We start from the raw sequence: 20,037 nt of genomic DNA, 5'->3' as shown, positions 1-20,037 counted from the left end.
GCAACGCGATGCCTACCCTGATCATCGACGGTAAGGAAATTACAGTCCAGCCTGGCACCACCATTATGGAGGCGTCTAAAAAGCTGGGTGTTAAAATTCCCCATTTCTGCTACCATCCCAAACTTTCTGTGGCCGGTAACTGCCGCATGTGTTTGGTGGAAGTAGAAAAAATGCCCAAACCAGTTGTGGCCTGTGCCATGCCTGTGGGTGATGGAATGGTGGTGAATACCCATAGTGATATGGTGATTCAAGCCCGCCAGGGTGTGATGGAGTTTTTACTCATCAACCACCCGCTGGATTGCCCTGTGTGTGACCAGGGTGGTGCCTGTGATCTACAGGATCTGGCCATGAAGTATGGTCCAGATCGTTCCCGCTATATTGAAATTAAGCGCGAACCCAGCAATCTCAACCTAGGTCCCATTATCGAAACGGAAATGGATCGCTGTATCCATTGTACCCGTTGCATCCGCTTCTCCACGGAGATCGCAGGTGTTGAAGAGATGGGTGCCACGGGTCGGGGTGACCACATGTTGGTGGGTACCTATGTGGAGAAAGCACTAAGTTCCGAGTTGGTCGGTAACTTGGCGCAGGTTTGTCCCGTAGGTGCACTTAATGACAAACCTTTCCACTTCAAAGCCCGTAGCTGGGAGATGTCCAGCTCCGATGCTGTCTGTACGCACTGTTCTGTCGGTTGCCAAGTACAGGTTGAGCAGCTTGAGGGTGAAGTGAAGCGTGTGACAGCGCGGGAATGTGACGAGATCAACGAAACATGGTTGTGTGACCGTGGTCGTTTCTCATACGACGGTCTGGGTGTGGATCGTGTGACCCAACCGGCTGTTCGTGGTGAAAACGGGCAGGAGTCGGTCACCTGGGCTGAAGCCCTGACCCGAGCTGCTGAGCTCATTAAAGAAGGGGATGCTGGCACAGTTGCGGGTCTTGCTTCTGAAGAGCAATCCGCTGCTGAAGAGCTTTATGCTTTCCAGGATTTCCTGCGCAATGTGGTGGGTACGTCCCATGTCGATCACCGCATTCGTCAGCGTGATTTCAGTGGAGATGCCGTTGCTCTGACCCGTGCCGATCTCCTTATGAATACCTCGTTGAGTCAACTTGAGGGTGCCGATGGCGTTCTCCTGGTGGGCTCCAACAGCCGTTATGATGTGCCTCTGTTGAACCTGCGTCTGCGTAAAGCTGCGCGTAACGGTTCTAAACTGATCGCCATCAACCCCAGTGAAAAAGATCTGGCCCTTCCCGGTTTAGAGACCTTGGTACAAACACCGGGTCATGAGCCGGCTTTCTTGGCCGATGTTCTGGCAGCGCTTGGCGGAAAAGCTGACAGCGATGCAGGTCGTGTCGCGGCCATGTTAAGTGCTGCTGAAAAGCCCGCCATCGTTCTGGGTGACTTTGCTATTAATCACCCAGCAGCTGAGACCATGCGCCGTACGGTTGTCGCCATTTTGGAAAAGCTGGGTAAGCTTTCTGATGAGTGGAATGGTTACAACCGAGTCAGTGCACGTGCCGCAGCTGTACCCGCGCAAGACTTGGGTGTGGTTCCTCACCGTGGTCCTGGTTACGCGCTGCTTGAGAAGCAGGGTAAAAATGCGCGTCAGATCCTGGAAGCAGCGGCCGATGGCAGCATCAAGGTTCTGTTTGTCTTAGGGGCGGATCTTGAGCGAGAAGCAGCGGATCCTAAACTGGCACGTGCAGCTATGGATAAAGCCCATGTGATCTACCTGGGTGCCTTTAGCAACTCTACCTGCGAGGCTGCTTCGGTTGTCTTGCCAGGATTAGCAGCTTGGGAGAAGGTCAGCACAGTGACCAATGCGGAGGGCCGTGCCCAACGTATGGAAAAATTGCTGCCTGCCCAGGGTGAAGCCAAAGAAGATTGGCGTGTCCTGCGTAAACTGTCGGACTGGTTCTCCAGCCCGCTGCCTTATACCACGCTTGAATCCTTGCATCAGTCACTGGAAGCAGCAGACCTGCGTTATAAGGAAGAGCGCTTGGTGTGTGAGGATCTGACCCCAGCTTGTGACCATAAACCGGTTACAACAGGTCTTGAGATTGCTCAGGTCAGCGTACCTGCTGCAGCCAAAGGGTTGGTACTCACCATGGAACTGCCTTTCTACCATAGTGATGCCATGGTACGACGTGCACATGTCATGAAGTCCATGAACGGTGGCAACGTGCTACGTATTCACCCGGATGATGCCGCGAAGGCTAAGGTTGAGAACGACGGTATGGTTCGCCTTATCCGCGGTGATGACACGGTGGAGCTAAAAGCGGTGTTGGATGCCGGTGTTCCTGCGGGAACCGTGGTGGCCTTTGCCAGCTATGGCGCACAAGCAGTACAAAAACTCACCGACTGGGATAGCGGCTACCCCGATGTCTCCATTGCATCGATCTGAGTTTTAAATTGAATACTTTGGGGTGATCCTAAGCTGAACCAGGATCATCATAATTGGCTACATGTGAATGTGGCTGTCGGCTTGAAACGGGAAGCGGGCACACGCAATGGCTGAATACATCTCTTCCATTCAAGCGATGGGCGTGGCGTACTTAGGGGATACTCTTTGGGCGCTGGTCTGGACCATCCTGAAAATCGCCGCATTGATTGCGCCGATTCTGTTCTGTGTCACTTATCTGACCTTGGCAGAACGTCGTTTGATCGGCTTTATGCAGATCCGTCTCGGTCCAAACCGGGTGGGTATGTTTGGTATCCTGCAACCTTTGGCGGACGCTGTTAAGCTCTTCGTCAAGGAGACCATGCTACCCAACAAAGCCCATAAGACCATGTTCATCCTGGCACCTATGCTGACCTTTACCACCGCATTGGTCAGTTGGGCTGTGGTACCTTTCTCTCCCGAGTTGGTACTGGCAGATGTCAATGTTGGGGTACTGTTTATCCTGGCGATGTCATCATTAGGTGCGTATGGCGTTCTTTTAGCTGGTTGGGCATCCAACACACGCTATTCACTGCTTGGTGCGTTACGTAGCGCGGCACAGATGATCTCTTATGAGGTCTCCATGGGTTTCACCCTGGTACCTGTGATCATGCTCGCTGGTAGCTTGAACTTAGGCGATATTGTTGAGTCGCAAAAGGATCTCTGGTACGCCTTGCCGTTGCTGCCGGGTTTCTTCATCTTCTTTATCTCCGTCGTTGCTGAAACCAACCGAGCACCGTTTGATTTGCCTGAAGCAGAAGCAGAGCTGGTCTCTGGTTTCTGTACAGAATATTCAGCCATGACTTACGGTATGTTCTTCCTGGGTGAATACGCCAACATCATCATGGTCGCCGTACTGGGTGCCTTGATGTTCTTAGGAGGTTGGTTGCCACCAGTCGAAGCTCTGAGCTTTATTCCCGGTATTGTATGGTTAATCCTCAAGACCGGCGTGTTGATCTTCTTCTTCCTGTGGCTGCGTGCTACCTTCCCCCGTTACCGCTATGACCAATTAATGCGTCTCGGTTGGAAGGTGTTTCTGCCCATCTCACTGGCGTGGATCTTTATTGTCGGCCTAGCCATGCACCTGCTGGATATGGCGTAAGGGGAGTCGATCCAAATGGGTACTTATATGAAACAGATGTTGGCCTCACTGGCCTTACGGGAATTGTGGCAAGGCATGGCAGTGACCCTGCGTTACATGTTCCGGCCCAATATCACCATTCAGTATCCGGAAGAGCGTACACCTTACTCTCCGCGTTTTCGTGGCATCCATGTGCTGCGTCGTTTTGAAAATGGTGAAGAGCGCTGTGTGGCGTGTAAGTTGTGTGAAGCGATCTGCCCCGCTCAGGCCATCTTTATTGAAATTGATACCGATAGCTCAGCAGAAAAACGTTTGACCAAGGTCTATGATATCGACCTGTTCAAATGCATTTACTGCGGCTTGTGTGAAGAGGCTTGCCCGGTTGAAGCCATCGTTATGGGTCCCTACCTTGACGTTGCTTATGAAGACCGAGAAGCCCGCTTCTACAAAAAAGATCAACTCCTGGCCAACGGTGAATCCTGGCGTGCAGAGATTGACGCACGTTTAGATGCCGATGCCAAATACCGCTGAGGAGCGCGCTACATGTTGGTGGACGTCGTCTTCTATCTTCTCTCCGCGATTCTGCTGGTGGCTGCCCTACGGGTGATCACCGCTAAGAACCCGGTCTCCTCGGTGATGTTTTTGGTCTTGGCCTTCTTCACCGCTGCTGGATTGTTCCTGCTTCTCGAAGCGGAGTTTCTAGCGGTCATTCTGGTGATGGTTTATATGGGTGCAGTGGCCATTCTCTTCCTCTTCGTCGTTATGATGTTGGATGTAGATTTTGCCACCCTGCGTAAAGGTGCCCAGGATCACTTGCCCTTAGGTATTGGTGTGGGTGTGGTTGTACTGTTTGAGTTTATTGCAGTGGCAACCAGTATTCATCCTGAAGTACAGGGTGAGGTGGCTGAAAATGTCAACAACACCATGGAGATCGGTAAGATTCTCTACACCAAGTTTTTGTACCCCTTTGAAGTGGCCTCGCTGATTTTGTTGGTGGCTTTGATCGGGGCGGTGGCCTTGGCGCATCGGAAACGTAGTAACGCACGTAAACAAAATATTCCTGACCAGCTTGCCCGTACCCGTGAAGGATCGGTCGCGCTTAAAAAGGTCAATACCGGCGAGGGGGCCTGAACACCATGAGTCTCAATGCCTATCTGGTTCTGGCGGCGATGCTGTTCACCATTGGGGTGTTTGGTATCTTCCTTAACCGCAAAAATGTGATCAGCATCATGATGAGTATCGAATTGATGCTGCTGGCTGTGAACATTAACTTTGTGGCCTTCTCCCACTATCTGCATGATCTGACCGGTCAGATCTTCACCTTCTTCGTGGTCACGGTGGCTGCGGCAGAAGCGGCCATCGGTCTGGCCATTTTGGTGACCTTCTTCCGTAATCGGACCACCATCAACGTGGAGGAGATCGACACCCTCAAGGGTTAATCACCTTGTGGGCCGATCCAGCTGAAGGGACGGCGTAAGAATATGAGCACGTATAAACTCATCGTACTTTTACCACTGCTGGGCTCTGTGATCGCGGGGCTGTTCGGGCGGATTATCGGTGATCGTATGAGTCAGATGGTCACCATTGGGGGCATGGTTCTTTCCCTGTTGCTCTCTATCCAAGCCTTTATGGCCATTGCAGTGGGTGATAGCCCTGCTGTGAGTGAAGTATTTTGGAGTTGGGTCATCTCTGGGGAGTTCCAGGTTACCTTGGGTGTCCTGGTGGACCGGTTAACCGCAGTGATGTTAATTGTGGTGACAGGTGTTTCCACATTGGTCCACATCTACTCCGTTGGGTATATGCAGGATGATCCGGATAATCCCCGGTTCTTCAGCTACCTTTCACTGTTTACGTTTGCCATGCTGATGTTGGTCACGTCCCCCAACTTCCTGCAACTGTTCTTTGGTTGGGAAGGCGTGGGTTTGGCCTCGTATCTGCTCATTGGTTTCTGGTTCAAAAAAGAGTCGGCCTGCAACGCGGCGATCAAGGCCTTCTTGGTCAACCGTGTAGGTGACTTTGGCTTTGCACTGGGTGTTCTGGCGATCTTCTTGATCTTCGGTACGCTGGATTATGAAGCGGTCTTTGGTATGGCCGGTCGTGGTGAGTTTAACCAGACCATGGAGTTTTTGGGTTTTGAGTTCTACACCGTCACCCTGATCTGTCTGTTACTCTTTCTGGGTGCCATGGGTAAGTCAGCCCAGCTGTTTTTGCACACGTGGCTGCCTGACGCCATGGAAGGTCCAACACCGGTTTCAGCACTGATTCACGCCGCAACCATGGTGACTGCAGGTGTCTTCTTGGTGTGTCGTGCTTCCCCACTCTTTGAGCTCTCTGAGTTTGCCTTGGCCGTGGTGACCATTCTTGGTGCCTTGACTGCATTCTTTGCCGCCACTGTGGGTATGGTCCAAAATGATATTAAACGGGTGGTTGCTTACTCTACCTGTTCTCAGTTGGGCTACATGTTCTTTGCCGCTGGTGTTTCAGCTTACGCGGCTTCCATGTTCCACCTGATGACACACGCTTTCTTTAAAGCGTTGCTGTTCCTCGGTGCTGGTGCCGTAATCTATGCCATGCACCATGAGCAGGATCTGCGGAAAATGGGCGGTTTGTGGAAAAAGATTCCACTGACGTACGCTTTAATGATGATCGGTACCTTAGCCTTAACAGGTTTCCCAGGATTAGCCGGTTATTATTCAAAAGATGCCATTTTAGAGTCTGCCTACGCCGCCAATACCCTGACCGGAACCTTTGCTTTCTGGATGGGTATTCTGGCCGCGGGTATGACCACCTTCTATAGCTTCCGTCTCATCTTCATGGCTTTCCATGGTAAGCCAAAAGATGAACACGCTTTTGATCACGCCCATGAAGCCCCTTGGTTTATGCGTGGTCCTAACCTGATTCTTGCGGTCGGTGCTGTTATCGCCGGTTGGGCGGGTTATAAGCTGGGTATTATCTCAGACGGATGGTTTAAAGAAGCCATTGTACTGGCACCTGGTCACGATGCATTGGCCAATGCCCACCATGTTCCTAAGTGGGTTGTAAATTTACCGTTTGTTATGTTTCTGATTGGTCTGGTCCTGGCGATTATCATGTATGTCGTCAAGCCTTCATTGCCTGCAACCATGGCTGAAGCGTTCCCCAGAGCTTATCAGTTCCTGCTCAACGCTTGGTATTTCGACAAGATGTACGACAAGCTGTTAATTCAGCCAGCCAAGTGTCTGGGTAGAGGTCTTTGGAAAACCGGTGATGAAACCATTGTTGATGGTTACGGTGTCAACGGTTGGGCTCGGACCCTGGGTCGTTGGGGTGCTTCGCTACGGCGTATGCAGTCTGGCTATGTCTACCACTACGCCTTCGCCATGTTTGTTGGCGTACTGGCCCTGGCTACCTTCTACAGCTAAGGTCCGATTAAGGAACCATTAAAGGGGATGCTTCAATCATGCTGAGCCTTCTAACTTTCCTGCCCTTGATCGGCGCACTGGCGATTCTCGCTTTTGTGGACCGTGAACGTGCTGATCTGGCACGTCTGGCGGCCTTGGGAATCTCTGTTGTTACCCTGATCATTTCATTGATCCTGTATGGCAGTTTTGATCCAAGTACCCACGAATTCCAGTTTGTTGAGGAGTTTGCGTGGTTACCTGCACTGGGCATTCACTACCGTATGGGTGTGGATGGCATTAGCTATCCCTTTGTGATGCTTACCGCCCTATTGACGCCAATCTGTCTGTTGGCCTCATGGGAGAGCATTCAGAAACGGGTTAAAGAATACATGGCCGCTTTCCTGGCACTGGAAAGTTTTGTCATCGGTGTATTCTGCGCGCTGGACTTTGCCCTGTTCTATGTGCTGTGGGAAGCAATGCTGATCCCCATGTTCTTAATCATCGGTGTTTGGGGTGGTAAGAACCGGGTTTATGCAGCCATGAAGTTCTTCCTCTACACCTTGGCTGGTTCGGTATTGATGTTGATCGCTATGATCAGCCTCTACTTTACCGCTGGGACCTTCTCCATTCCGGAGTTGATGAACGTCCAATTGCCCTTTAACTACCAGATGTGGTTGTTCCTGGCCTTCTTTATCGCCTTTGCGGTGAAGGTGCCCATGTGGCCCGTACACACCTGGTTGCCTGATGCGCACGTGCAAGCACCAACGGCGGGTTCCGTCATCCTGGCTGGTATTTTGTTGAAGATGGGTGCCTACGGCTTCCTACGCTTCTCACTACCAATCCTGCCAGATGCCTCCCGTTACATGGCAGATTTCATTTTCATTCTCTCTCTGGTCGCCATTGTCTACACCGCATTGGTCGCACTGGTTCAGACTGATATGAAGAAACTGATTGCTTACTCATCTGTTTCGCATATGGGTTTTGTTACCATCGGTATCTTTGCCTTTAATCAGCAGGGTATTGAGGGCAGCATTCTGCAGATGATTAACCACGGTATTGTTTCAGGCGCACTGTTCCTGATTGTTGGTGTCATCTATGACCGGTTGCATACCCGCGAGCTCTCCAAATTTGGCGGTCTTGCCTTACGTATGCCCATCTATGCTGTGATCTTTATGCTCTTCACCATGGCTTCTGTGGGTCTGCCAGGAACCAATGGCTTTATCGGTGAGTTCTTGATCTTAATGGGTGCTTTCCTCGCCAACACGGCGGTGGCCTTTGTGGCGGCAACGGGTTTGGTGTTGGGTGCAGCCTACATGCTTTGGCTCTACAAACAGGTTATGTTTGGTGAGATCGTGCATGAAGAGAATAAAAAGCTACTGGATGTTAATGCACGGGAAATTGCACTGTTCGTTCCTTTGATGATTCTGGTGCTGTGGATTGGTTTTTATCCCAATCCGTTCCTGGATGCTTTCCACGCTTCTGTGGGTCATCTTGTGGAGCAGGTTCAGGTTGTTAAGACCGGAGCTATTACCCAAGCGGTTGCGGCTCACTGAGCCGATATTAAGTAAGCGTGTCCTTACGCGGAATTGAACTCAATTCCATGCGTGATGAATTGGAGCGAATGTGACCATGGCGATTCAACTGCCCGATATTAACCTCGCCCTTATGCTGCCTGAGATCCTGATCTCTTTGGTGGCCATGGGACTGCTTCTAGCCAGTGCTTGGTGGGAGGGCACCGATGGTGTTCGCCGGATCCGACGCATTGCCGCTGGTAGCCTGCTGTTGGCCATGCTTCTGACCCTGCTTAGTGTGGGTGCAGAAGATACCAGTACCTTTGATGGCATGTTTGTCAACGATCGTTTGACCGCCTTTATGAAGGTCATGCTCTATATTGCCACGCTCTTCCCCATGGTGATCTCTTGGGAATACCTGGAAAAGAGCAAAGTGGGCAATGGTGAGTATTATGTACTCTCCCTGTTTGCCGCACTGGGCGGTATGTTGATGATCAGCAGTGGCAGTTTTATGATGCTCTATCTGGGTATCGAACTGATGTCACTCTCCATCTACGTGCTGGCAGCATTCAAACGTGATCGGATTCAATCCAACGAAGCGGGCTTGAAGTACTTTTTGTTGGGTTCCATGGCTTCCGGTATTCTGCTCTATGGCATCTCCTTGATCTACGGTGTGACGGGTAGTGTCGATTTTGCAGCCATTACCGCTTACCTGCACGATGCTCAACAGGCAGGTCCTGCATTAACCATGGGTTTGATTTTGGTTATTGCTGGTCTCTCCTTTAAAATTGCCGCTGCTCCTTTCCATATGTGGGCACCGGATGTTTATGAAGGGGCTCCAACCTCTGTGACAGCTTTCATGGCGGCGATGCCAAAAATCGCAGCCTTTGCGGTGCTGTTCCGGGTTTTGGCGGACACCTTCGGTTCCATGCACAATATCTGGGGCCCTATCCTTGTGCTGCTGGCCATTCTCTCAATGGCGGTAGGCTCTTTGGCGGCCTTGGGGCAGAGCAACATTAAGCGTCTGTTGGCGTACTCCTCCATTGGTCATGTTGGGTATGCACTGATCGGTTTGGCGGTAGGTAACGAGATGGGCTATAAGTCTGTCTTGGTGTATCTGACCATCTATATCTTTATGAATGTCGGTGCTTTTGCACTTATCCTGGCCTTGAATAAAGAAGGTTTTGGGGATGAGATCGACGACTATAAAGGTCTCTCTGCCAAGCGTCCTGGGTTGGCCTTGTTGATGGGTATCTTCATGTTCAGCATGGCAGGTATTCCGCCCCTTGCAGGGTTTATGGCCAAACTGCAGATCTTCATGGCCGCTGTTGATGCCCATATGTACACCGTTGCGATCTTAGGTGTGCTGTTTAGTGCCGTCTCTGCTTACTACTATCTGCGCATTATTAAGACCATGTACTTTGACGAAGCTGAGCGTGAGTTCGATATGACGATCGATTTCCCCAGCCGTGCCATCGTTGGTCTTAGCGGTGTATTGATTGTAATCTGGGGTATTCTACCGGGTTCACTCATTGCTACCGCAACAGCGACTATCAAAGCTTTTATGTAAGCGGGAAGATGTGTATTGGAAAAGGGGATGGTGATTTCACCATCCCCTTTTTGTTGTTAGCCTAACTGAATGTTTCCTCATGACTTTGACCCCCACAGCTGCGTCAGAAGCGCTTCAGCATGAACTGATTGAGATGGCTAAAGCTCACCAAGGTTGGTTGAGTTTTCATCAGTTTATGTCACACGCGTTGTACCATCCCATCCATGGCTATTACATGCGTAAGTATGCGCGTTTGGGTAAAGAGGGTGATTTCACCACTGCGCCAGAGATGACCTCTCTTTTTGGTGAGCTGCTGACACTGCAGTTCATAGAGGTATGGCAACGTATGGGTTCCCCCGGATTCTTCTCTATGATGGAAGTTGGGGCGGGTAGTGGCAAACTGGCGGTAGATGTCTTAAAAACTGCTGAAAAATTTCCACCGTTTTATGAAGCACTCTCTTTGATTATCTTGGAGAAAAGTCCAGATTTTCGCTGTGTGCAGGCCAAAACGTTGGAACAAGGTAAGGTCAACCTGAGTAAAGTGCGTTGGGTGCAGGATATCGAAAGCTGGGAGCAAGAGGGGGCGTTCCATGGTGTTGTTTATGGCAACGAAATTTTGGATGCCTTTCCGGTTCAATGGATCGAACAGACAGAAGAGGGTTTAAAAGAGGTTGCAGCACACTGGGATGGCACACAGTGGTCAGAGCGCCTTATTGAACCGACAGACCGTGCATGGGCAGATTATTTTACCTCACGTGACATTGAACTGGATGTCGGTATGCGCACAGAGTTTTGTTTAGATGCTCAAGCGTGGGTACAAAAGGTCTCTAACAATCTTGCACAGGGTGCCCTGCTATTCATTGATTATGGCTACGTTGCTAAAGATTACTATCAAAGCGGGTTACCCCACGGCACGTTAATGGCGCACCATCGCCATGAACGTATTATGGACCCATGGTTGGTGCCTGGGGATATGGATTTGACCGCTCATGTTGATTTTTCAGCCATGTCGACAGTGGGGCGCGAACAGGGTATGGATCTGTTGGGATTTACCACTCAGGGTTGGTTTCTTATGGGGTTAGGCATTCTGCAGAGGTTAGAGCAGGTGATTAAAGCCGATACCAACAGTGAACGTGTTACTCAGCTACGACATACGGTTTCACGCTTGATTATGCCCGACGCTATGGGAGAACGTTTTAAGGTGTTGGCCATGGGCCGTGGCTTAGGTGAAGATCCACTGGCAGGCTTCTCTATGAAGGACCAAAGCCACCGTCTGTAGGGGATATGCTTGAAACCGCTTTACCCACAGGTTCTTACAGGTTAAAGTTTACCCTTTGAAAATCCATGATGAGAAAAGGGAGATGGCCTGCGTTTGCTTGTGCCATTTCTTTAGTCTGTACATCGTTTATAGCGTTAGGAGTTCAGTACCATGGGCTTGATGGAAGGGAAACGGGGCATCATTTTCGGGGTTGCCAACGACCGGAGTATTGCCTGGTCCATAGCCGAGGCCTGCAAGCGTGAAGGGGCTGAAGTCGCCATGACCTACTTGGGTGATGCCATGGCCAAGCGGGTGGTACCATTGGGTGAAAAATTAGGTGCTGCTTTCACCATGTCCTGTGATGCCACTGACGATACCGATGTGCAAGCTGTGATCGATGAATCAGCCAAGCATTGGGATGGTATCGACTTTATTGTGCACTCTGTGGCATTTGCCAAAAAAGAGGAGCTCAAAGGTAAGTTCTACGATACCTCCAAAGAGGGTTTTCAACTGGCTATGACAGCCTCGGTCTACTCCTTGGTTTCCATGTGCCGGGCCGCTGAGCCACGTTTAACCGATGGCGCAGGTATCCTAACACTCTCTTATCTTGGCGCTGAACGGGTACTACCCCACTACAATGTGATGGGTGTTGCCAAAGCTGCATTGGAAGCGAGTGTGCGCTATTTGGCGGTAGATATGGGTGGCCGCGGTATTCGTGTTAATGCCATTTCTGCGGGTCCTATCCGTACCTTGGCTGCAGCGGGTATCTCTGACTTTAAAGAGATTTTGAACTGGAATAGAGATAACTCCCCCATGCGCCGTAATATCAGCCAGCAGGAAGTGGGCGAAGCTTCGTTGATGTTCCTCTCTTCCATGGGTTCAGGGGTTTCTGGTGAAGTCATGCATGTCGATGCAGGCTACCATGTTGTGGGTATGCGGGCTGTTCCTGAATAATGGACGCTAAAGAATCGTAATTTCCAAGGGGGTTGGCGCTGTGCCGACCCCTTTGCTGTTTAAGACCAACGTTTAAAAGTGGGTTGCATCATGGCAGGCAGTCAATTTGGTACCCTGTTTCAAGTTAGTACCTTTGGTGAGAGCCACGGCTTGGCATTAGGGGGCATTGTCGATGGGTGTCCGGCAGGGTTGTCCCTGAGTGAAGAGGACCTGCAAGGGGATTTAAACCGTCGTCGTCCGGGTCAAAGCCGCTTTACCACCCAGCGCCAGGAGAAGGATCAGGTTAAGATTCTCTCAGGTGTGTTTGAAGGTAAAACCACGGGTACACCGATTGGCTTTATCATTGAGAACAGTGATCAACGCTCTAAAGATTACAGTGAGATCAAAGATAAATTCCGTCCGGGACATGCGGACTTCACCTATTGGCGGAAGTATGGTAACCGCGATTATCGTGGAGGTGGGCGCAGCAGTGCCCGCGAGACTGCCATTCGGGTTGCAGCAGGGGCTATTGCCAAAAAACTGCTTAAGCAGGCATGTGGTATCTCTATACGGGCTGCCCTGACGGGTATGGGGCCGGTGGATATTGATCCAAGCCGGTGGGATTGGGCCGAAACAGAGAACAACAGTTTCTTCTGCCCAGATCCTGGTTCTGTTGCAGCCTTGGAAACGTATCTGGATAAGATCCGTAAAGCGGGTAACTCCGTCGGTGCTTTGCTGGAAGTGCATGCGGAAGGGCTACCTGCTGGTTTGGGTGAGCCAGTGTTTGATCGTTTGGATGCGGATTTGGCCAAAGCCGTGATGTCGATCAACGCGGTTAAGGGGGTGGAGATTGGTGCAGGTATGTCCAGTGCACGGGCTACCGGTGTGGAGTTTGCCGATGAAATGCGCCCAGGAGATGATGCCCAGCACCCCGAGTTTATGCGTAACAATGCTGGGGGTATTCTCGGGGGTATCTCGACGGGACAACCCATAGTTATCCGTTTTGCCATTAAGCCTACCAGCTCCATTTTGGTCCCGCGTCAATCGGTAGACAAATATGGACAAGCCTGCGAGGTGGTGACCAAAGGTCGGCACGATCCCTGTGTAGGGATCCGCGCGGTTCCCATTGCAGAAGCCATGGTGGCCATGACACTGGCGGATCATTGGATGAAATGGCGTGCCAGTAGCCCGCTTGGATAAGGCTATTAAACCGCAGTTGTGTTCATTGGTCATATGGACCAAAAAGAACATAGATGGGTGGCACGTTAACGCCACATGAATCATTATCTCGTTGTATCAGTCATTGAGAAAAGATTGTCTAAGATCTTTAAAATAAAGATCTAAATCCTACCACATACCAGCTTATAGATCGGTCATACCACCATGGAAATCACTATCGACAAACTTGCTTCTGGTGGATCCGGCCTCGGCTTTCACGAGGGTATGGCTATTTTTGTACCCAACACGGCGCCCGGTGATGTGGTTGAGGTTGAAATTAAAAGTAAGCGTAAGCGCCACGCCCATGCCGAGCTGGTTAAAATCATTACCCCCAGTCCTAAACGTACTGAGCCTCTGTGCCCCGTTTATGAACAGTGTGGGGGGTGTCAGCTACAGCACCTGGATGCCCCAACAAGAAATGACTATAAAGCCGCGGTTGTTAAAGAGGCCCTTGAGCATATTGCCAAGTTTGAAAACCCACCCATGCAGCCCCTGTTACCGGGTGAGCCTGAAACCCAGTATCGACGTCGGTGTGGTCTAAAGATCCGTTGGGTACGGGATCATGCTGTGGTGGGTTTTTTCCAAACAGCCACCAAGCGCATTGTGGATCTGCCCGGCTGTCCGGTGTTACACCCGACACTGGAAAAGATGATTGAACCTATTCGCCAATTGGTGGGTAAGTTGAGCGTGCGCGAGCGGCTCCCTCAGGTAGATCTAAGCTGCGGTGATGAAGGTCTTGGCATGATTATCCATGTCTTGAGAAAACTCTCTGCTAAAGATAAAGAGATCCTTCAGAACTTTGCGGAAGAAAATAAGATTGATCAAGTGTGGATTCAGTGGGGCCGGCGGGATGATCTCATTGCCTTTATTGACAATGAACCTATGCGCTATAGCCCGGATGGTGAAGCTACCCTCAAGTTTATGCCAGGTGACTTCACCCAAGCCCACTTTGAACAGAACCGCCAACTGGTGGATCTGGTGCTTGAGTGGGTGGGTAAGGGTGAGCGGGTTCTTGATCTGTTCTCTGGCATAGGTAACTTTACCTTGCCGTTAGCCCGTCAATTTAAACGGGCTACAGGCTATGAAAGTTATGAACCTGCTGTCAAACGGGGACGTAGTAATACCATGGCGCACCCTTCGGTCACCTTTAAGACGGTTGATCTATTTGATGAGACGGCGCTTAAAGGATTACCCTTGGCTGATGTAGATGCCTTGGTGGTGGATCCGCCCAGAGATGGTGCCGCTAATTTGGCCAAGCAGATCCATGCGGATGGAGGACCAGAGACCATTGTTTGGGTCTCTTGCGATCCTGCAACCTTTGCCCGTGATGCGCTCATTTTATGTTCCGGGGGGTATCAGCTGGAAAAAGTTAAACCGCTGGATATGTTCCCCATGACCAGTCATGTGGAGCTGATTGCCCGGTTCACAAAAACGGGGGCTTAATCCGCTCTCTGCTCAAGTTTTTGTTTAAACCACTTCTGGTTATCGGTTTTGGCAAAACGTTCTTCAGCCTCTGCGGCAAGGGATGTTTCCCGCCAAAACCGATAACGGTTTTCAGCGATGGGTATACGCTGTAAAACGGTTTGTCGCATGGCCCCAAATACCTCAACAACTTCTCCCCAGCCTGGTTCCAACCACCGTTCAATACGCTCTTTAAGTAAGCGGGAGAGGGAAGGGCTCAACCCCCCAGTGCTGACACCAACCGTTACATCACCCCGTCGCACCACCGCTGGTACAATAAAGCCACTGACCTCAGGACCATCAGCAGAGTTGCATAATAGACCCTTCTGGGCGCACAATAGTGCGATTTGCCGGTTACGTTCGGCCTCTCCAGTGGCGGCGAAGACCAGTGCCCAGGGTTGTTCTAAGATCTTCGGATCAAACGCTTGTGCTAGGTGGGTGACTAAACCAGTTTGTACATGCGTGGTCATATCTGCACAGATCTGTGGGGCCATAACAGTCAGCTGGGCACCACTGGGCAATAAGCTACGCAGTTTACGCTGGGCCACTTTGCCACCGCCAATGACCAATACCGGGCGACCGGTTAAAATTAGTTCTGCCATATAGTGGGCCATGATCTCTCCTTATGGGGATGGTATGGCGTTAAGGAATATCTGAAGCAATGTCCGAAGAAAAGAAGATCATCATCCGTGGTGCCCGGGAACACAACCTGAAAAACATCAACCTGGAGATGCCCCGTAATGCCCTTACGGTGATTACCGGTGTTTCAGGCTCGGGTAAATCCTCTCTAGCTTTTGATACCCTTTCTGCAGAAGGGCAACGACGCTATGTAGAGTCGCTTTCGGCCTATGCACGCCAGTTCTTGAGTCTACAGAACAAACCGGATGTGGATGCCATTGAGGGGTTAGCCCCCAGTATCTCTATTGAGCAAAAATCCACGTCTAAAAATCCCCGCTCCACGGTGGGGACCGTGACCGAGATCTATGATTACCTGCGCCTGCTCTATGCCCGTGTGGGTCGCCCCTATTGCTACGGTTGTGGTCGACCAATTGAAAGTCAAACCATCAGCCAAATGGTTGATGCGGTTATGGGGCTGCCAGAACGGACCCGTTTGCTGCTACTCGCACCCATTGTACGGGGACGTAAAGGGGAGTACAAAAAAGAGCTGTTAGAGCTACAAAAACAGGGCTTTACACGAGTTGTAATCGATGGTGAGACCTATGATCTAGGGGATACACCAACCCTGAATAAAAAGGTAAAACACACCATTGAGGTGTTGGTGGATCGTCTGGTTGTGAAGACAGGTATTCAAACCCGGATGGCTGACTCACTGGAAACAGCATTGCGTTTGACCGATGGCATCGCACGGGTAGAGACGGTGGGTGAGGAGAAGAAGGATTGGCTTTTTTCAGAGAAAAATGCCTGCATTCACTGCAATATCTCCTATCCGGAGATTGAGCCACGTCTCTTCTCCTTCAACAACCCTTTTGGTGCATGCCCCAGTTGTGATGGTTTGGGAACACAAGAGTTTTTTGATCCTGAACTGATTGTACCCAACCCTGATCTTTCTATGCGTGAAGGTGCCATTGCGCCATGGGCCAAACCTACCCAGCGTATTGCGCAGGAGTCACTCTATACCTTGGCGGAACACTTTGGGGTGGATGTCAACTTGGCTTGGAAGGATTTGCCGGAAACCTTTAAAGATATTGTGCTCTACGGTTCTGGGGAAGAGAAGGTTAAATTCCGTTGGAAGGGCTTCCGGCGGGCCCGTACGGTGCATCGCCCTTGGGAAGGGGTAGCCCATACCCTGGAACGTCGGTATTTAGAAACACAATCTGAAGATCAACGTGAGCAATATCGCCAGTATCGTAATGCCACCCCCTGTACAGCCTGTGAAGGGCAACGACTCCGTAAAGAGGCCCTCCACGTTAAAGTGGGGTCTGAGAATTTGGCGGGCTTTACGGCCTTACCCCTACGAGAGGCCCAACGCTACACCGAAGATCTGGATCTGACACCAAGAGAACGGGCCATTGCCGAACGTATTCTAAAAGAGGTCACAGACCGGTTAAACTTCCTTATTGCCGTGGGGTTGGACTATCTAACCCTGGATCGAACCGCTTCAACCCTATCGGGGGGGGAGAGTCAGCGTATACGTTTGGCCAACCAAATTGGTTCCGGCTTGGTGGGCGTACTCTATATTTTGGATGAGCCCTCCATCGGTTTGCATCAACGTGATAACCAACGACTGTTGGATACCCTGGTACGTTTAAGGGATTTGGGCAACACCGTGGTTGTTGTGGAGCATGATGAAGATGCCATTCGTACCGCAGACTATGTGGTCGATATGGGCCCCGGTGCTGGTGAACATGGGGGGCAGATTGTCGCGGCGGGTACGCCCCAAGAGATTATGGACCATGCTGATTCCCTGACCGGCCACTATCTTAATGGTATACGCACCATCCCTGTGCCCGAGCAGCGGCGCCAGGTGGATCGCACACGACAGATCACCCTGGAGAAAGTGGCAACCCACAACTTGCAAGAGGTAACCACCCATATACCTGTTGGTTTGTTGACCTGTATTACCGGTGTCTCTGGATCGGGAAAATCCTCTTTGGTGTTGGATACCCTCTATCCTGCCCTGGCCCAACGTCTGCACAATGCCAAGGTCACCAGTGGTCTTTTTGAGTCCATTGAAGGGCTCGATCAACTGGATAAAGTGATCCATATGGATCAAACGCCTATTGGCCGTACACCGCGTTCTAACCCTGCCACCTATACCGGTTTGTTTACCCCCATACGTGAACTGATGGCTGCGACGGAAGAGGCCCGAGCCCGTGGTTATAAATCGGGTCGTTTCAGCTTTAATGTCAAAGGGGGGCGGTGCGAGGCCTGCTCAGGAGATGGGTTGGTTAAAATTGAGATGCACTTTCTGCCAGATATCTTTGTTGAGTGTGATGTCTGCCATGGGGCCCGATACAATCGGGAAACCCTGGAGGTTCACTACAAGGGTAAGAACATTGCAGAAGTGCTCAATATGACCATTGATGAGGCTTTGGAATTTTTTCAGGCTCATCCCCCCATTCGTAGCCGCTTACAGACATTGATGGATGTGGGATTGAGCTATATGCGTTTGGGTCAGTCCGCAACAACGCTCTCTGGGGGTGAAGCACAACGGGTTAAGATCGCCCGTGAACTCTCTAAACGTTCCACCGGTAAAACACTCTATATCCTGGATGAACCAACCACCGGCTTACATTTTGATGATATCCGAAAATTGGTTGAGGTGCTGCAACGCTTGGTTGAAGCAGGCAATACTGTGGTTGTGATTGAACACAACCTGGATGTGATCAAAACCGCAGACTGGATTATTGACCTTGGCCCGGAGGGGGGTAGCCATGGTGGGCGGATCCTTATTGAGGGGCAGCCTGAACAGGTTGCCGCCTGTGAAGACTCCTGGACAGGGCGCTACCTAAAACCCTTTTTGGCTGATGTCTCATAATCCTTTTACCTGCTCTGAACCTTTAGGCATTGGCCAGCTAGGGGGGCATCGTCAACAGCAGCCCTGTACACCCTTTATGCCTGATGAATAACCAGTTGGGTATAGGGTATCTTCCAACCTTGCTCAATGGCACGCTCAACGGCCAGTTGTTGTAAATCGCGATAGGTATGGGGGTAGTATTGGGCAGCCTGACCTGTAAACTGCGCAAAGATGCGGTAATCCAGGGAGGAGTCGGCAGCACGGTCAAAGTGTACGGAGAGATCTAAAAAGGCTTCGCCATAACGTGCCTGCAAGCCCTGGCGTACACTCTGGGCCAGTTGTCGGGGAATATCCGTGGTGCTGGTGGTGAGATGTTGATAGTCCACCCCAAACCGGGTTTCTACCCCAAACCCTTTGGATAAGTTCACGGGGTTGGTGGCCAAGAAGGGTGTGATGCCATAGCGTTTTTCTGCACCACCTTCCAAACGTACCCGTACTTGCTCATCGGTAATTTGAATGACCTCTCCATAGAGACCATCCTTTAACAGCACATACTCCCCCATGGCACAGGGAAACCAAGCCTCATCTTCATCATAAAGACGTGAACGTAGGTTGAGTAAAGCGGATAGAGGGACCAACAGGGTTTCCCCCTGAATACAGGGGTTACGTAAGGTGGTATAGAGATTAAGGCTGGCTACTTCCCACGGTAGGTTTTTATAGAGAATACGCTCCCCCTCCCTGACCTCCCCAAAATTAAGCAGTAGGCGGACCTCCTCCACATAGCGGGGGATAGAGGTACGCAAAACCCAAATAACCGCGACAACAACCAGTATGGCCACTGCCTGCATGGCCCGGTCACCACGCAGGTTAAAGATGTAAAACATCGCAATAATGGAAAATAAAACGGCAATGCTCTGATAGCTAAATGCCATAACACGCTGAATTTTTAACTTGTGCTGGCTACGACCCCGAATGCATAGGCGTAACAGTGAACGCAGGAGACGCATGACAAGATACACAGTCAGTGCGGCCCCCAGCGCCAGGGCCAGGGTTAACCCGCGCCCCATCAAAAATTCATGCAGTTTTTCTCCAACACTCTTCTCTTTTTTTGCCGCAGCTTGTTCCAGGTTAGAGAGCTGCACCCGATCGACTTCCAACAGGTGTGTGTGGGTCTTTAATTGTACCTGCCAAGCTTGAGCGACCTGTTTAAAGCGGGTTTGTGTACCCGTGCTTAACCCCTTCATACGCCCTTTATTCAGATGCTCTAGGGCCTTTTGTACAACAGCGATGCGTTCTTGATGAAAGAGAATCCGTTTGCTTAAGGTATCGCGCATGCGCTGTTGTTCTGTCATTTTGCGCAGTTCGCTCATAATGGGCTGTACGATCTCCAACAGCTCACTTTGCCAATCAAACTTTTTCTTCTCCCCATCGCCCTCTAAACGCGCTAGGGTCTCGCCCCCCGTAACAATTAACTCAAATGCCTTCTCTTGTTCCAAAATATGTTTTTGTGTGTCATCCAACTGAGCGCGTAGTTGTGCTTTTCTTTTATCGGTCTTAGCCTGCTTTAATGCCTGTTCTTGCTGGATCAAGCGCTGCTGACGCAAAGATAGATCTTGATGGATATCGTTGAGTTTAAGCAGGCGGTTTTGATCATCTGACTGGGCCAGTGATGCACTGGGTAGGCATAGAACAAAAAGGATGAGCAAAAAACGCAACATGGGTATCCACTT

15 protein-coding genes are annotated in these 20,037 nt (G+C 50.8%); 13 read left to right on the top strand and 2 right to left on the bottom strand.

The genetic code is table 11. The features are described from left to right. The first annotated feature begins 8 nt into the window (after positions 1 to 8). The 12 genes from nuoG to rlmD all read left to right on the top strand — a co-directional run bounded on the left by nuoG (position 9) and on the right by rlmD (position 14,811). Positions 9 to 2,402 (top strand): NADH-quinone oxidoreductase subunit NuoG, encoded by a 2,394-nt coding sequence (gene nuoG / locus V5T57_RS02765; RefSeq protein ID WP_332889632.1) that lies wholly within the window; start codon positions 9 to 11, stop codon positions 2,400 to 2,402. Positions 2,403 to 2,508: 106 nt separating this feature from the next. After that, complete coding sequence (gene nuoH, locus V5T57_RS02760; RefSeq protein ID WP_332889631.1) at positions 2,509 to 3,540, top strand: NADH-quinone oxidoreductase subunit NuoH; 1,032 nt, start codon at positions 2,509 to 2,511, stop codon at positions 3,538 to 3,540. Between the two features lie 15 nt (positions 3,541 to 3,555). Continuing rightward, positions 3,556 to 4,050 carry an NADH-quinone oxidoreductase subunit NuoI gene (gene nuoI, locus V5T57_RS02755; RefSeq protein WP_332889630.1) on the top strand — a complete coding sequence of 165 codons (495 nt, stop codon included), beginning with the start codon at positions 3,556 to 3,558 and terminating at the stop codon, positions 4,048 to 4,050. 12 nt (positions 4,051 to 4,062) lie between these two features. Then, positions 4,063 to 4,650 carry an NADH-quinone oxidoreductase subunit J gene (locus V5T57_RS02750; RefSeq protein WP_332889629.1) on the top strand — a complete coding sequence of 196 codons (588 nt, stop codon included), beginning with the start codon at positions 4,063 to 4,065 and terminating at the stop codon, positions 4,648 to 4,650. Between the two features lie 5 nt (positions 4,651 to 4,655). Continuing rightward, positions 4,656 to 4,958, top strand: coding sequence for an NADH-quinone oxidoreductase subunit NuoK (gene nuoK, locus V5T57_RS02745; protein WP_011715164.1), 303 nt, complete (start codon positions 4,656 to 4,658; stop codon positions 4,956 to 4,958). Positions 4,959 to 5,000: 42 nt separating this feature from the next. Further along, complete coding sequence (gene nuoL / locus V5T57_RS02740) at positions 5,001 to 6,920, top strand: NADH-quinone oxidoreductase subunit L (protein WP_332889628.1); 1,920 nt, start codon at positions 5,001 to 5,003, stop codon at positions 6,918 to 6,920. Positions 6,921 to 6,958: 38 nt separating this feature from the next. After that, entirely contained in the window at positions 6,959 to 8,452 is a 1,494-nt protein-coding gene (locus tag V5T57_RS02735) for an NADH-quinone oxidoreductase subunit M (RefSeq protein WP_332889627.1), read from the top strand. Between the two features lie 76 nt (positions 8,453 to 8,528). After that, positions 8,529 to 9,980: an NADH-quinone oxidoreductase subunit NuoN gene (gene nuoN / locus V5T57_RS02730; protein WP_332889626.1), complete on the top strand. Its 1,452-nt coding sequence runs from the start codon at positions 8,529 to 8,531 to the stop codon at positions 9,978 to 9,980. A gap of 79 nt (positions 9,981 to 10,059) precedes the next feature. Beyond that, on the top strand, positions 10,060 to 11,238 hold the full coding sequence (locus V5T57_RS02725; protein WP_332889625.1) for a class I SAM-dependent methyltransferase: 1,179 nt from the start codon (positions 10,060 to 10,062) through the stop codon (positions 11,236 to 11,238). Positions 11,239 to 11,388: 150 nt separating this feature from the next. Beyond that, positions 11,389 to 12,171 (top strand): enoyl-ACP reductase FabI, encoded by a 783-nt coding sequence (locus tag V5T57_RS02720; RefSeq protein WP_332889624.1) that lies wholly within the window; start codon positions 11,389 to 11,391, stop codon positions 12,169 to 12,171. A 90-nt stretch (positions 12,172 to 12,261) separates the two neighbouring features. Continuing rightward, entirely contained in the window at positions 12,262 to 13,350 is a 1,089-nt protein-coding gene (aroC, locus tag V5T57_RS02715; protein ID WP_332889623.1) for a chorismate synthase, read from the top strand. A gap of 183 nt (positions 13,351 to 13,533) precedes the next feature. Then, positions 13,534 to 14,811: a 23S rRNA (uracil(1939)-C(5))-methyltransferase RlmD gene (gene rlmD, locus V5T57_RS02710; RefSeq protein WP_332889622.1), complete on the top strand. Its 1,278-nt coding sequence runs from the start codon at positions 13,534 to 13,536 to the stop codon at positions 14,809 to 14,811. On the opposite strand, the gene V5T57_RS02705 is transcribed toward rlmD, so the two are convergent. Further along, complete coding sequence (locus tag V5T57_RS02705; protein WP_332889621.1) at positions 14,808 to 15,443, bottom strand: precorrin-2 dehydrogenase/sirohydrochlorin ferrochelatase family protein; 636 nt, start codon at positions 15,441 to 15,443, stop codon at positions 14,808 to 14,810. The two genes, rlmD and V5T57_RS02705, sit on opposite strands and share 4 nt — an antisense overlap. A gap of 47 nt (positions 15,444 to 15,490) precedes the next feature. Between V5T57_RS02705 and uvrA the strand changes: the two genes are divergently transcribed. After that, entirely contained in the window at positions 15,491 to 18,328 is a 2,838-nt protein-coding gene (gene uvrA, locus V5T57_RS02700; RefSeq protein WP_332889620.1) for an excinuclease ABC subunit UvrA, read from the top strand. 74 nt (positions 18,329 to 18,402) lie between these two features. Here the strand turns inward: uvrA and V5T57_RS02695 are convergent, their stop codons facing one another. Next, positions 18,403 to 20,025 (bottom strand): hypothetical protein, encoded by a 1,623-nt coding sequence (locus V5T57_RS02695; RefSeq protein WP_332889619.1) that lies wholly within the window; start codon positions 20,023 to 20,025, stop codon positions 18,403 to 18,405. Between the last annotated feature and the right edge of the window lie 12 nt (positions 20,026 to 20,037).

This window comes from Magnetococcus sp. PR-3 (assembly GCF_036689865.1).
GTDB lineage: Bacteria > Pseudomonadota > Magnetococcia > Magnetococcales > Magnetococcaceae > Magnetococcus.
The sequence above is the reverse complement of the archived record's forward strand: the minus strand, read 5'-3'. Positions and strand labels throughout refer to the sequence as shown.

Coding starts and splice junctions, on each gene's coding strand:
- nuoG (WP_332889632.1), top strand. CDS start 9: ATGCCTACCCTGATCATCGACGGTAAGGAAATTACAGTCCAGCCTGGC.
- nuoL (WP_332889628.1), top strand. CDS start 5,001: ATGAGCACGTATAAACTCATCGTACTTTTACCACTGCTGGGCTCTGTG.
- aroC (WP_332889623.1), top strand. CDS start 12,262: ATGGCAGGCAGTCAATTTGGTACCCTGTTTCAAGTTAGTACCTTTGGT.
- nuoN (WP_332889626.1), top strand. CDS start 8,529: ATGGCGATTCAACTGCCCGATATTAACCTCGCCCTTATGCTGCCTGAG.
- uvrA (WP_332889620.1), top strand. CDS start 15,491: ATGTCCGAAGAAAAGAAGATCATCATCCGTGGTGCCCGGGAACACAAC.
- V5T57_RS02695 (WP_332889619.1), bottom strand. CDS start 20,025: ATGTTGCGTTTTTTGCTCATCCTTTTTGTTCTATGCCTACCCAGTGCA.
- V5T57_RS02705 (WP_332889621.1), bottom strand. CDS start 15,443: ATGGCCCACTATATGGCAGAACTAATTTTAACCGGTCGCCCGGTATTG.
- V5T57_RS02735 (WP_332889627.1), top strand. CDS start 6,959: ATGCTGAGCCTTCTAACTTTCCTGCCCTTGATCGGCGCACTGGCGATT.
- V5T57_RS02750 (WP_332889629.1), top strand. CDS start 4,063: ATGTTGGTGGACGTCGTCTTCTATCTTCTCTCCGCGATTCTGCTGGTG.
- nuoI (WP_332889630.1), top strand. CDS start 3,556: ATGGGTACTTATATGAAACAGATGTTGGCCTCACTGGCCTTACGGGAA.
- nuoH (WP_332889631.1), top strand. CDS start 2,509: ATGGCTGAATACATCTCTTCCATTCAAGCGATGGGCGTGGCGTACTTA.
- V5T57_RS02725 (WP_332889625.1), top strand. CDS start 10,060: ATGACTTTGACCCCCACAGCTGCGTCAGAAGCGCTTCAGCATGAACTG.
- nuoK (WP_011715164.1), top strand. CDS start 4,656: ATGAGTCTCAATGCCTATCTGGTTCTGGCGGCGATGCTGTTCACCATT.
- V5T57_RS02720 (WP_332889624.1), top strand. CDS start 11,389: ATGGGCTTGATGGAAGGGAAACGGGGCATCATTTTCGGGGTTGCCAAC.
- rlmD (WP_332889622.1), top strand. CDS start 13,534: ATGGAAATCACTATCGACAAACTTGCTTCTGGTGGATCCGGCCTCGGC.